Source organism: Aliterella sp. E5.1 (assembly GCF_057473825.1).
Genome location: NZ_JBYCCV010000007.1, coordinates 64,155 through 77,022 on the forward strand (window position 1 = coordinate 64,155; position 12,868 = coordinate 77,022).

The window sequence follows — 12,868 nt, forward strand, 5'->3', positions numbered from 1 at the left end:
TTCAAGGGTTAAAAATTGCCAAATCTTTTGCCATAGAGAAATAAATCTAGAGATTTGGCGCTCAATCTAACCTCTGACGCTAAGGATTCCGGCGATCGCTGCTGCTGCCGCCGAGGTAAAAGCCGAACCAAATAACCACCATGCGGCGGTTTCTGCTACCTTTTGGGTAGCTTTTGCTTGCTCACTGGTATGTCGCCCTTGGGTTTGCTCGATTAGTTGCTCTAATTCTTGACTAAGTTGAATTGATTTATCCTCAGAATGGGTAGGTTGAAGTACGGCAAGGACAGTTTCAGGAGCGGTTTTTTGCGCCTGTTGACCCCAAAGCTGCTGCCAAAAGCTTTCAAGCTTTTCTATAGCTCGATCGACATCATTTTTTGAAAAGTCTGTCTGGCTGCTAACTAAGTCTACAAAAGTTTGCCGCCCGATATTTTGAATCTGATGCTCGCGGGCGACTGACTGCATTTCTGGTTCTACAATCAATTTTTCAAATTCCGCCTGGAGTTGCTGGCGATCTTCTTCGGGGATTCTTAGCTGTTTTAGGTAACTTGCGATCGCCTCTCGGCTGCGATCGTAATCTATCGCCGTACTAAGTTCGCGGCGCACCGTAGTAGCGGCAGCTTCTGCTGTAGAGACAACGCGATCGCTTACTTGTTTTGCGCCCAGGGCGACAGCCGCCGTACCAATAATTCCTTGCAATCCAGATGTTGCTGAATTTACTACCGTACCAATTACCGAACCTACAGTAGTTAAGCTCACCCATACAAGTAAGGTAAAGTATGTTGCCCAAATCGTCAGCCCAAAAATTGCCCCCAAAACTGCATCGTTGACTAAGCTAAGTTTTACCGCCAAAAAACAAGCCGCAAATAAGGTAATACTGAAGGTTCCTAGCGTCCGTAAACCTACTATCGTGCCGATTTTGTCAATTGTATCGTCCAAAGTTTCTGCCTTGTCCGATTGCTCGTCTGATTCTGGGTAGGAAATACCCAAAGCAATAAAAAAGTTAGCTAATAATAGCTGAAAAGCAAAGGCTAAAACTAACCCCGCAACTAAGACTAAAAAACCCTGAGAACCTGAAAAAACGTCATTAGTAACGCTGGCGACAGGTAAGTAGGCGATCGCACCTAGCATACTGCTGTCCCAGACTATTCCCACCCACTGCAACATATATGTTTGTTAATTTTGCTTCTATAAACTGATAATACTTTTGCCTCCCTTAGTGTCTCTCTCTAATGAGCGAAAAATAGTTTTTGACTCCAAAGACTAGACTTTTAGCCTATCAAAAACGGTAGTTGCGCTTATCAACCCAAAAGCTCACAGGTACGCCATTACCTTGCTTATCTACCTTAATTTCCACTACTAGCGAATTCTGTTGTCCTCTTTGCGCTTGATTAATAGCTTGATTGATTTCTTGTTGCTGAGATTCGGGGAAGTAATAGGTCTCCAATCCGTAGCGAATCGAACTACCTTCTCCTCTGCCCTTTAAAGCTATCTGGTTAGCTGGTAAAGAGGTCGGGCGACTTCCACTTATCCTTACAGGTTTCCAAGCTACAGGCGGCTGTTTTGCCCCTTCTGGTGGTGATTCTAAGACTACATACAACTGCGTTCCGGCATCTAAATAGTTTGTATTTGCACTTTTTTGCTGCTTCCTTATCTCTTGCCAACCTGGAAGCTTTTGTAAGTTTTCTGGGCGTGAAATGTCATAACTTAGGGTTTGCGAATAACCCCGCAACGGATCGTAAGGATCTACAGGAAGCGTCTGCAATATTACAGTTTTGCCTGTAACGTGCGTATAAATTGATTGGGCAGGTAAAGCCAAAACTAGACCGACTTGCAATAGTAAAGGCACGGCAAACCGCCATAGAGGAAGCGATCGCATTTCTTCGTTATATTGTTGTGTCATAAAAACCTGTTAAATTTTAATTTGCTGGATGATCGAAAGTTCTGACATACTTCTCAAACCACAGCCCGATCGCAATTACGCCAACACCACACAAAACAAAGACTAATGACTTGAAAAACAATCCCGTGTTAGCTAAGAAAAACCAATTTAAAATTCTCAAAACTAATAGTAATAATCCAAACCAAAAAGCGCGTCTTTGTCCATGAGTTAAGCCTTCTCGCATCAAGCCAATAGACAAAATAAACAACAGCGCGTTAAAGGCAAAGGTAGCAAATTCAGGAATTTGGGCAACGTAAGTATGCCAGATAGAAATTGAAACAGAAACACCTATCAATAAACCGATAACAATTGTTGTCAAGTCTTGAGATTGCATTGGGCGGTGTCTGGTCATTCTTTTCCCTAAACGTACCCCTTGCCAAATACCAATTACTATTAAAAGCAAAAGGCTTATTAAAGGAAACAAGTTTACGTCTGATAAATCTCTTTCTAATGGTTCGCGCGACCAATTAGCCCACAAACTATAGAAGGAAGACGAGTAAAATGCACCTGCTAGGTAAATAAGCGCAAGATTTTGAGAAATCGATTTAAAAGACTTTGATATTGCGCGATTTTCTCTAAGGTCGTCGTAACCCCATAATAGAATTGGTGGTAATGCGAAAAAAAGCGCGATCGCCAAACCGCCTATTTGGAGGGTCGATAAATTAAATAACCTACCTATTCCGTAGCTGTAGAAGTATAGATTGCCTATCAAAGCAGAGACAATTGCGATCGCACCAAAAGCAAATACCCAGCGCGATTTACATAAATAGGCTAGAGGTATAAACATTATGCAGGCAAGTATTGGCATATGTTCCCCTAGCAAAGATGACCAAGTAGTTGTTTGATACAGCCAAGAACTGTCAAACGTACTCTTGATAGCAAATCCCCATTGACCAATCCAAATTAGCAGAATAGTTAGTAAACTTAATGATGTTAAACGCAAGCTGTAAGCCATTGCTAATACACCAATTCCCCAAGCAAGCATTAATTCGTAGAATGGATTATTAACTTGATAAATTTGCCCCATCAGTGCCATGTTTGCGCCTACTATTAACGCGCCTAATATCAATAACCCACTTCCGAGGCGTTGGCTAGAATCTCTTGGTTTTCTCCAAATATAAAAACCCGCAGTATTGACACTTACAAATAAACTCAGTAGCAAGAATACCTTGGCATTTTTTGATAAATCTTGCCAATTAGCTGCTACAAAAGTAATTACTCCTAAACCGATTAAAATACTTCCTAGTCCAATCAAAACCATGACAAATTGGTTTCGAGAAGATGTATCGAGGGTATTAAATTGATAGCGTTGGGATAGTTGTTCGTGTTGAGAATCGTTAATTAGTCCTTCTCTACGCCATGATTCTGCTTCTTGGCGTAATTGGCTGCGAAACTTGTTTGTAGTCAAAATAAGTGTCTCCTTTTTTATCAACCAAGTCTCAATACTTGTTAACAAATTAAAAGTTGTATTAATCTGAGAGCTATATTAGTTTTATTGTCAAACTATAACTAGCAAACCACTTATCTAGGTGTGACAGTTTGAATGTTGGTATATTTAGTTAAATTATTTAAGCGAAATATTATTGAATTGGTAAAACCTCCAATTCTTTATATCCTGTTTGGGCATCTATAGTTCTAATAAAAGTTAAATCTTCACTTACTCCAATAACAATTTCTGCTGTTGTGTAGATAGTGCAACCAGTTTCTAGATGTCCGCCAATAGTTTTACCTTGGCAATCGGCTATTGATATATGTAAATGAATACCATTTGTAGCTAACGTGCCATTTAGAGAAAGTATTTCAAATTTAGCTTGTAAAACTGTTGCTTTATTTTGATTAGCAAAGCGAATGTTTGCCTGTTTTAAGCTACCTATTGCTGTTAATATAAATCCTGCTTTTATAGCTTTTTGTTGAGTAAACGTTTCTAAAGCTTGGCGTAAATCTTGTTCAGGTTTGAGTCTTAGAGCAAAAGTTTCCATAGCGGCAACAAGAGTATATATACGAGTAAAATTTAAACCAATTATAAATATATCCGTATTTTCACTATAACTCGTACCTAAAGGCGCTTCATAGAATAGGTAAAATTAGCTATTTTTTATTTTTAGGATAAAGGGAATGACTGCACCACTAGCACAGTGCCTAAATCTGCAAGCGCAGGTAGAAAGCATACTTCAGTTATCGCACCAAGAAGCTTCTTTGCGATCGCAAAATACAACATCAGTACAATCTAGTTTAAGAAAAGCCGTTTCTCCTACCTTTGAAATTGTCTTTGCTGGTGCTTTTAGTGCTGGTAAATCGATGCTAATCAACGCCTTACTAGAAAGAGAACTATTGTACAGCGCAGAAGGACACGCTACAGGTACAGAATGCTATATTTTCTACGCAGAAGCTGAACAAGAAAAAGTTATTCTGACTTTCTTAAGCGAAGTAGAAATTAGAGAGCAAGCAGTAGCGTTGTGTCAGAAACTGGGGTTGACTGCACCAAGCAATATTAACGATAACGAGATGGTGGGTTTGTTGCGCCAAGCTGGTGCAGCAATTATTCAAAAAGAAGGTGGTGAAAGTAAATCAGAACGCGCCAAGCAAGCTAAAGCTTTGATACTTTTATTGGAAGGATTTGAGGCAAATCGCGATCGCATTCATTCGCTAAATAATGCTACTTATTCGATGGAACAGTTTAACTTTTCCAATCTTAAAGAAGCAGCAGGTTACGCGCGTCGTGGTAGTAATAGCGCTGTTTTGAAGCGGATTGACTACTATTGCAACCATCCATTGTTAGCAGATGGCAACGTAATTATTGATACCCCAGGAATTGATGCCCCTGTACAAAAAGATGCCGAGCTTACCTATCGTAAAATAGAAAATCCCGATACATCCGCCGTTGTCTGCGTACTCAAGCCTGCATCTGCGGGAGATATGACGAAGGAGGAGACAGAATTAATCGAAAAAATGCGTTCTAATCCAGGAATACGTGATCGCGTTTTTTATGTCTTCAACCGGATTGATGAAACTTGGTACAATACCCAGCTAAGACAGCGCCTAGACGATTTGATTGTTGCTCAGTTTCGAGATACTACCAGAGTGTACAAAACTAGCGGTTTATTAGGATTTTACGGTAGTCAAATCAAACATACAAGCGGACGCGATCGCTTTGGTTTAGATTCGGTATTTGAGGAGAGTGTAAAAAGTTTAAACGGAGTTGAAGAAACACCACAGTTTGTTAATGAATTGAATCGCTATTGTGCAAATTCTGGTAAGTTGTCTCCTGGTACATTTCGGATTTCGGTTAATAGCTTTGAAACTCCAAATCAAAACTATGTACGCATATTAGCTGAACAAGGAACGAATTTAATTACCCAATTGATTCAAGATAGTGGGATTGAGGAATTTCGCTCGGCTATTACTCGTTATTTAACCGAAGAAAAGCGTCCTTAATTGTTTGCAAATTTAGCTGACGATTTACAACCAGTATGTATTAGTTTGCGAAATAACTATCTTACCAAGCATCGGGAGTTAGACAGTCAACCCCGCGAAATTGAAGCGATGAAAGCGCGTGAGTTGGAATTACTAAGCCAGGAATTACAAGAGTTGGGAGAGCAATTTTCTCAGCATATTCAATTAGAAATCAATCAATTAGTAACAAATAAATGTGATAGCTTTGAGCGAGATTTTCTTTTGTTGCAAACTCGAATGATTGGTAAATTGGATGAACTATTGAATACTTTTTCTGTTGCTGATGCTTATAGCCGCGCTACTCTCAACCATCGACGCAATGCTACAGCGCCATTGATTGCTATTTTGGTAGAGGCTCTTTATTATCTATCTAATCAATTAGAAGATATTTTAGTAAAATCTTGCCAAGAAGTTATTAGCAGCTTTTTTCAACGCTTAATTAAGCGAGTTCAGAAAGCAGAATATTACAGTCATTTGTACAGATTATTAGGCAATGATGCCGGAATTGAGCAACAAATAAAAGCCCTGGAAGGTTTGGTACAACAGGCTTTAATGAGTGCAGCACAGGTAGAATGCGATCGCTTTGTTAGAGAAAGCCCAAGATTTTACGATGAAGGTACATTTTCTATCTATCAATTTCGTCAAACTCTATTACAAACGTCTCAAGGTTACGATTGCGAAAGCATGGTACAAGCAGAACCAGCAATTAGGCAATTATTGAAGTTAGATTTTGAACCAAAAGTATCCGAAACTATCCGCAAAAACTTCCGTCAAACTATCAACCAAATCCTGAAAAGTCAATTATTACCACTTGCAGAGAAGCAAGGTAATGAAATTTTGCAGCAGTACAATAATGCTCGTACTTTTCTAGAGCAAACATTGGAAAAAGAAGCAGAAGAAAAAATTGCGGGCAATATGCGATCGCAAAAGGAAGTAGAAAGTAATATCGCTGCTTATAATCAGGCTGTATACGGTATTAATGATTGCTTGCAAGCGATGCAATTGCACACTCATTTGTTACCTGTAATTAACGATTCCGATTTTAGATCGGTTATTGTTGATGCAGAAGTTTTGAAGGAAGCCTTAGCAGTTTAAATTACAGATAAAAAGATAAAACCCACCTATACCGATTCTATAAGTTACTTAATTTATATAGGTGGTTTTTATGTCTAGGTACTAATTGAAAAAACGCAAACACTTTTAAGGAAATATATCGAGATGGAAGACAAATTTTATCAACCAAATTATAGTGACGATGATGTTATAGCATTCAATTCATCTGAAATGTGTAAGTTTGGTAGGTTTAAACAAGTATTACAATCAGCCTTGCAAAGCAAATTAGCCGATACATTAGTCGAGTTTTTAGAGGCACAGGGAATAAAAGGAACAGCTATCTATGGATCTCATCTTGGTTCAGCTAAATTACATAAGCATAATTGGAAGTGGTTTAGTGATGGAAAAAATTGTGAAATTTTAAGTATTGGTGCAGGAGGCTGGCAAAAAGGCAAATTGAGGATTAAGTTTACTTTAGAATTTTGTCCTGACGAACCTGAAGTTGAACAATCAACACAAAGCAACGAGTTAGAAAATAATCAACTCAAATCACCACTTGATGATATTCGTCAACTGATGAATAAAGAGAATTAGAAACGGCGAATAGAATTTGCATCTACATATTCAAAACCAATCCACGCGAATTAATAAATTTTACCTATTTGGAGATAGTAATGAATAACAATTTTGAGAACTTGAAAAGTGAAGATGTCGTATCAGTTTATGCTGGACAAATTTTAGTTACTAACCGTACTTTCACAGTTAATGAACTTATTGCTGCTTTGATGCCAATAATTAAAGAAAAATCAGGCAATACATGGACAGAAGAAAAAGAACAGTGGTTTCGTGATGGACTAGATTGTAAAATGCTCAAACCTGGCGCTAAAAGCTGGGAAAGAGGAAAAGTCAGACTTACCTTAGAATTTGCGCCTGAAGTCCTCGAAGGTGAAACTGTTGAAAATCACGAATCAGAAAACGGTAAAGCAAACTCACCCCTTGACGATATTCGTCAAATGATGAGCAAAGATACTCATCAAAATAATTCATGAGCAAAACGCCACGTATTCCCATTCCGCCAGAAGTGAGGAAATATGTTTTTGAGCGTGACTTATACCATTGCCAAAGTTGCGGTAAAACTAGCACAGAAGCCAACCTAAATGTCGATCATATTATTCCTTTAGCGCGTGGCGGCAAAAACGATCTTAGCAATCTACAAACCTTGTGTTTTGCTTGCAACCAGCGCAAACGCGATCGCCTAGATCCTCGGTTTGGACGTTATTTTGACAGATGAGTTAGTATTGAGTCTCGCTTTTACTGAGTCTATGTCTAAAAATTATAGTAACCGATCGAACACTAACGCTAATTACTCTATAAAAGATGCAGCACTTTCTGCGCGAAAGCCCTACTCTAAAGTATTATTCCGCTTGGTATTAGCGATAGCTCTTTTAATAACTGCTTTTCCGCTACTGTATGAAATCAAATCGAGAATTGGAATCGATATAGTAAGCGGAGTACACGCTGGAACCTTTTTTGAAAAATACTCCGGCGGACTTATCAAGTGTCAGTGGTTATATCCTTATCATTGTCCTAGCGATCGCATGACTTAAAGTTATTCTAACAACAGGACAGGTATTGTAACCTGTCTTATAACACTTTTAAGGTAATTGTTCCAACAAATTACCCACTCCTATACCTAACTTTTGTCCCAAATTTAGCAGTTGTCGCAACTGACTAACATCGCCAATTTCCTCACCTTGGCTGGCAACAGCTTGACGACACAGCAAGACTATGTTTGGCAACTGGCTAAAATATAGCTCCTGAGACTTACCCAAACACAAACCAAGATTCAATTGATTTCCTACATTAATCAATCGCTCTACTTGTTGAATTGCCTCTACAGTAGCCAAATTAGTATCGTGCAATAACTGCCAAAGCGATCGCAAAATCAATTGCTCCATTGTCTGCTTACCTCCAGGTATATACAATTGACAGTGCAAATGTTTGGCTTCTGTCGCCGTTGCTTCCAATTCTGCCAAATGGTGCATTGCTTGGGGTTCAGCGATTTCTTCCCATAGCAGCTTTAAAACATTGACGCAACGGTGCTTTAAAGCAATCTCCGCCGCTACCTGCAATTCTTGGGGTACATTTAGCTCGTCGCGATGGAATGCCATCAATACGCCGTAATTATCGCGGTAAACTTGAGTGTAAAGCTGATCGAGCCTGGTCAAAGTTTCATGACTCAGTAACTCCATAATCCGATGTCTTTCTTCAGCAAACAGATTTTGCAAGCTAAAAGTTTGAACCCCAAATACTTGATTGATTGCCAAAATAGTCTGAGCCGCACTAGCTTGTTCTAAAGAGCCAAATACTTTCTCTTTTAACTGACTATAAGTTCTTCGTCCCGTAAAAGGTTGGATGCAACAATGGAAATCCCAACCGCCTAAATGCAGTACCGCAAATACTAAATGTTGGCTCTCCCAAGTAATATCGGAAACTAGCCGCAACTGTCCTATGGCTAAAGTTAGCGATCCCATACGTTGCACTTGGTAATCTACTTGGTGGGCGTTGTAGCAATAAATGCGCTGTACCGAACGATTAGAGGATCTGTCGCCAAACAACGAACTAATGGCATATTGGGCGGCTACTTGTCTAAACCCAATTTGAGCCGTTACTACCAATTGCCGATAAATTTCCGCGCCGTGCTTGAATACTTCAACATTGCTCGGTGCTTGGGTTAAGCGCTTAATAAAAGCTTTTTCTAACTGTACTCCAGACACATCCCCAGCCAATTCTAAAGCACGGGCAGCATAACGCAAAATCTGTGTACCTTCAGGGCGAGAAATTTCTTCAAAAAACCAGCCGCAACTTGTATACATCAACAAAGCGTGACGCTGCATCTCTAGTAAACGTAAAGCGTCTACTTGCTCTAAAGCCGTGAGTTTGTGGGATTGGTGGCGGCTAAGAAAACGGCTGACATTGGCAATCGAGCGATCGCGCATTACCTGTATATATTCATCTCTTGCCAGCCAGGGATCGCGGAAAAATAGCTTTCCTGTCTCCTCGTACACCTTAACTAACTGATCCCGCAGCCAATCTAGGGACTCGCGCAACGGCTTCCGCCATTTTTGATGCCACACGCCGCCTTCACCGCCGCAACCGCAATCATCTTGCCAGCGATCTACGCCATGAGCGCAACTCCAAGCGGTGACGGGCTTTAACTCCACTTCCCAAGTAGGCGGATTGATACTCAAATAGTGGGCATAGTTGGTTACAGTCCAATTGCGGTGGGGAAACTCATTTAAAAAGGCATAAGCTAAAGTCTTTTCTGTACCTCTTTTGTGATGCCCGAAAGTTTCGCCATCGGTAGCCACAGAAATTAACTGCGCAGGGCGATGATCCCCGCGTACTGCTTGCCCAATTCTGCCACTCAAGCGATCGGCACTATACAAGTCATCGTTGAAACCCATATCGCGAGAAATTGGACCATCATAAAAGAAAATATCTATATAATCGCGATTGGGATCGCCGCCGGGTAAGAAACATCGGTAAGGGCGAGTAGCATCAATTTGACTGCCACCCACTTCATACCATTCACCCATACCTTGCTCTGGATTAGGTAGCATTCGACAGCGTTGGGCTTGGGAAGGTGCGAGGACAATAAACCGAATCTTCTCGTCAATCAATGCTGCGATAGTTGCATAGTCTACCGCCGCTTCTGCCAGCCACATTCCTTCAGGAGCGCGCTTAAAGCGGGAGCGGAAATCTTCTTTACCCCAACGAATCTGCGTATGCTTGTCGCGCTCGTTAGCCAAGGGCATGATGATGTGATTGTATACTTGGGCGATCGCATTTCCATGTCCGTTTAAGACTTCGCAGCTTTTGCGATCGGCTTCCAAAATTCGCTGGTATACTTCGACATCGTAACGTTCTAACCACGACATCAGCGTTGCACCGATATTAAAGCTCAAATATTCGTAGTTATTAACGATCCCCACCACATCGCCCCTCTCATCTAGCACTCTTGCAAAGGCATTTGGGCGGTAGCATTCGTGATGTATGCGTTCGTTCCAGTCGTGAAACGGAGCCGCCCCCGCTTGCCGCTCAACAGCGTCTAAGTAAGGGTTTTCGCGGGGTGGCTGGTAAAAATGACCGTGGACTGTAACGTAAACACCTGTAGCTGTTTGCAGGGGATCGGTAGCTGTAGCTTCATTACCTTGATGTTGCGTAGCAGCACTAACGGGGAGGGGGAGATCGGCAGCAGAAGTCATGTAGTATTAATCCAAATTAAAGTTGTCAATAAAGCTGTGCAGAACCCAAGTATTAACAACACAAACTAACAATAGGTCTGGGACTGCGAGTAGTTATGGAAAGATCGGAATTTCTAAAGCTTGCGTTGTTGATCTTGCGAGGCTTATTCTAGTAACTCATTGATTGAGATTGCCTCAGCCTTTAGTTGCAAACGCAACTTTTATTATTAAATCGTAAGTACAGCTTTCAGTTAAGTCAACTTAATATTTTGACAACACTTTGGGCAAATACTTTACAAATCTATACTTTGTATTTACAAGCTGTCAGCCTGTAGATATTTCTCCCAAGTCAAAGGTTAATCTATGGAAAACGAAAGTTAGTCAATCCAAGGAATTAGGGACAAAATTCGCAATGTCGTTCAAAAATGGTTTGTTTTTAGTTTTATTAGTATTTGTGCCAATTTCTGCGGCGGCTCACTTTTTACACTGGGGAGAGTTGGCGGTATTTATTACGGCGGCGTTAGCTATTTTGCCTTTGGCTGCTTGGATGGGGAGCGCTACGGAGGAAATAGCTGTAGTAGTGGGACCAACTTTAGGGGGATTTTTAAATGCTACTTTTGGTAATGCTACGGAGCTAATTATTGCTTTAATCGCCCTCAATGCTGGACTTGTCGATGTAGTCAAAGCTAGTATTACTGGCTCGATTATTAGCAACTTGCTTTTGGTTATGGGGTTTTCGATGCTGCTAGGCGGTTTGCGCTACAAAGAGCAAGAGTTTCCCTCTTTCGTGGCGCGGGTAAATGCGTCGTTGATGAACTTAGCTGTAATTGCTATTTTGATGCCTACCGCCGTAAATTTTACGTCATCGGGCATTCCTGAAGCTATCTTACAGAACTTATCTATTGCAGTCGCGATCGTTTTAATTTTGGTTTATGGCTTGACGCTGTTATTTTCAATGAAAACTCACTCTTATCTCTACGATGTGGGTTTGGCTGAAACCGAACAAGTAGAGTTAGCAGAAGCCAATTTGATCGGTGGCGAAACTGGTGTCAATTTATGGTTGTGGGTTGGGGTATTACTAGGAGCGACAATGCTTGTGGCAGTAGAATCGGAGTTATTAGTTGAATCGCTAGAAGTCGCCACAGCGCAACTTGGTTTAACGTCTCTTTTTACCGGAGTTATTCTCGTACCGATTATTGGTAATGCTGCCGAACACACTACGGCGGTTTCAGTAGCAAAGAAAAAAAAAAAGGATTTATCCGTCTCTGTAGCAGTGGGATCGAGCTTGCAGATTGCCTTATTCGTTGCTCCGGTATTAGTTATAGCTGGTTGGTTTATGGGCAAACCAATGGATTTGAATTTTAATGCTTTTGAATTAGTCGCTGTGGCGGTATCAGTATTGATTGCCAATTCTATTAGCTCCGATGGGCGCTCTAACTGGCTAGAAGGCACAATGTTATTGGCGGCTTACTTAGTTTTTGGCTTGGCTTTCTATTACCATCCAGTGATTGTGGGTATCGGTTAATTTTTTCTAAACTTGGGAGGGGCTTTGAAAATTGGCTCTCCCTCACAATAGAAGTAACCTTTATATTCAATTTCTTATGAATTCTGGAGTTCCAGCGTCTTTAACTTATCCCATCGCTACAAAAGCTGAAGATAATTTTGCGATATTTTTTGCGCCTTTATCCTTGAACGAAGTTTACGACTTAGCCGACGATCCCGGCAATGGTGCGGTAATAGTCATGAGTGGGATGGTTCGCAATCAAACTGGGGGTAGAGCGGTAGTTGCCTTAGAGTACCAGGCTTACGAACCAATGGCGATTCAAGTATTTCGACAAATTGCCGCCGAAATTCGCCACAAATGGAACGATGTCAACCGAGTAGTTATCCACCACCGCACTGGACGCTTGCAAGTTGGCGAAATCAGCGTTTTGGTTGCCGTGGGTAGTCCTCACCGCCTAGAGGCGTTTGAAGCTTGTCGCTATGCTATCGACACTCTCAAAGATAATGCCCCGATTTGGAAAAAAGAATGGTACGAAGATGGCGAGTGGAGTTGGACGAAGTGCTGTTGAGTTATTGCCTCAAAGCTTGGTGCTTATTACCCTTTAGAGTCAAAACTGTCAAATAAGTATAAGTAATCAGGATTAAATACCTAAATTCCATTACTAATTGCTTT

At 40.9% G+C, this 12,868-nt stretch carries 11 protein-coding genes and 1 pseudogene; 7 read left to right on the top strand and 5 right to left on the bottom strand.

The features are described 5' to 3' along the window. Positions 1-66: 66 nt before the first annotated feature. The 4 genes from AC2VE5_RS04630 to AC2VE5_RS04645 form a co-directional block, all read right to left on the bottom strand. Positions 67-1,164 (bottom strand): hypothetical protein, encoded by a 1,098-nt coding sequence (locus AC2VE5_RS04630; protein ID WP_486886606.1) that lies wholly within the window; start codon positions 1,162-1,164, stop codon positions 67-69. Between the two features lie 112 nt (positions 1,165-1,276). Then, the gene (locus AC2VE5_RS04635) at positions 1,277-1,900 is read right to left on the bottom strand and encodes a GDYXXLXY domain-containing protein (RefSeq protein WP_486886607.1); all 624 of its coding nucleotides are present in this window, start codon (positions 1,898-1,900) and stop codon (positions 1,277-1,279) included. Positions 1,901-1,916: 16 nt separating this feature from the next. Next, a complete protein-coding gene (locus tag AC2VE5_RS04640; RefSeq protein ID WP_486886608.1) occupies positions 1,917-3,347 on the bottom strand; it encodes a DUF2157 domain-containing protein in 1,431 nt (476 codons plus the stop codon). A gap of 172 nt (positions 3,348-3,519) precedes the next feature. Then, entirely contained in the window at positions 3,520-3,918 is a 399-nt protein-coding gene (locus tag AC2VE5_RS04645) for a PPC domain-containing DNA-binding protein (protein WP_486886609.1), read from the bottom strand. A gap of 136 nt (positions 3,919-4,054) precedes the next feature. On the opposite strand from AC2VE5_RS04645, the pseudogene AC2VE5_RS04650 reads away from it, so the two are divergent. The 5 genes and pseudogenes from AC2VE5_RS04650 (at position 4,055) to AC2VE5_RS04670 (ending at position 8,052) form a co-directional block, all read left to right on the top strand. After that, a pseudogene (locus AC2VE5_RS04650) lies at positions 4,055-6,487 on the top strand (dynamin family protein). A gap of 123 nt (positions 6,488-6,610) precedes the next feature. Beyond that, the gene (locus tag AC2VE5_RS04655) at positions 6,611-7,039 is read left to right on the top strand and encodes a KGK domain-containing protein (RefSeq protein WP_486886610.1); all 429 of its coding nucleotides are present in this window, start codon (positions 6,611-6,613) and stop codon (positions 7,037-7,039) included. Positions 7,040-7,119: 80 nt separating this feature from the next. Next, the gene (locus tag AC2VE5_RS04660; protein WP_486886611.1) at positions 7,120-7,494 is read left to right on the top strand and encodes a KGK domain-containing protein; all 375 of its coding nucleotides are present in this window, start codon (positions 7,120-7,122) and stop codon (positions 7,492-7,494) included. Next, positions 7,491-7,736: an HNH endonuclease gene (locus AC2VE5_RS04665; protein ID WP_486886612.1), complete on the top strand. Its 246-nt coding sequence runs from the start codon at positions 7,491-7,493 to the stop codon at positions 7,734-7,736. Before AC2VE5_RS04660 ends, AC2VE5_RS04665 begins: the two co-directional genes overlap by 4 nt. Then, positions 7,726-8,052: a hypothetical protein gene (locus AC2VE5_RS04670; protein ID WP_486886613.1), complete on the top strand. Its 327-nt coding sequence runs from the start codon at positions 7,726-7,728 to the stop codon at positions 8,050-8,052. Before AC2VE5_RS04665 ends, AC2VE5_RS04670 begins: the two co-directional genes overlap by 11 nt. Before the next feature lie 48 nt (positions 8,053-8,100). Here the strand turns inward: AC2VE5_RS04670 and AC2VE5_RS04675 are convergent, their stop codons facing one another. Next, entirely contained in the window at positions 8,101-10,713 is a 2,613-nt protein-coding gene (locus AC2VE5_RS04675) for a DUF3536 domain-containing protein (RefSeq protein WP_486886614.1), read from the bottom strand. A gap of 391 nt (positions 10,714-11,104) precedes the next feature. Here AC2VE5_RS04675 and cax point away from each other — a divergent pair, with 391 nt between their 5' ends. Next, positions 11,105-12,217: a calcium/proton exchanger gene (gene cax / locus AC2VE5_RS04680; protein WP_486886615.1), complete on the top strand. Its 1,113-nt coding sequence runs from the start codon at positions 11,105-11,107 to the stop codon at positions 12,215-12,217. A gap of 76 nt (positions 12,218-12,293) precedes the next feature. Next, a complete protein-coding gene (locus AC2VE5_RS04685; RefSeq protein WP_486886616.1) occupies positions 12,294-12,764 on the top strand; it encodes a molybdenum cofactor biosynthesis protein MoaE in 471 nt (156 codons plus the stop codon). Positions 12,765-12,868 lie beyond the last annotated feature (104 nt).

Excerpts from the sequence above, each read along its gene's own strand:
- AC2VE5_RS04630 (WP_486886606.1), bottom strand. The coding sequence starts at position 1,164 with ATGTTGCAGTGGGTGGGAATAGTCTGGGACAGCAGTATGCTAGGTGCG.
- AC2VE5_RS04635 (WP_486886607.1), bottom strand. The coding sequence starts at position 1,900 with ATGACACAACAATATAACGAAGAAATGCGATCGCTTCCTCTATGGCGG.
- AC2VE5_RS04645 (WP_486886609.1), bottom strand. The coding sequence starts at position 3,918 with ATGGAAACTTTTGCTCTAAGACTCAAACCTGAACAAGATTTACGCCAA.
- AC2VE5_RS04655 (WP_486886610.1), top strand. The coding sequence starts at position 6,611 with ATGGAAGACAAATTTTATCAACCAAATTATAGTGACGATGATGTTATA.
- AC2VE5_RS04660 (WP_486886611.1), top strand. The coding sequence starts at position 7,120 with ATGAATAACAATTTTGAGAACTTGAAAAGTGAAGATGTCGTATCAGTT.
- AC2VE5_RS04665 (WP_486886612.1), top strand. The coding sequence starts at position 7,491 with ATGAGCAAAACGCCACGTATTCCCATTCCGCCAGAAGTGAGGAAATAT.
- AC2VE5_RS04675 (WP_486886614.1), bottom strand. The coding sequence starts at position 10,713 with ATGACTTCTGCTGCCGATCTCCCCCTCCCCGTTAGTGCTGCTACGCAA.
- cax (WP_486886615.1), top strand. The coding sequence starts at position 11,105 with ATGTCGTTCAAAAATGGTTTGTTTTTAGTTTTATTAGTATTTGTGCCA.
- AC2VE5_RS04685 (WP_486886616.1), top strand. The coding sequence starts at position 12,294 with ATGAATTCTGGAGTTCCAGCGTCTTTAACTTATCCCATCGCTACAAAA.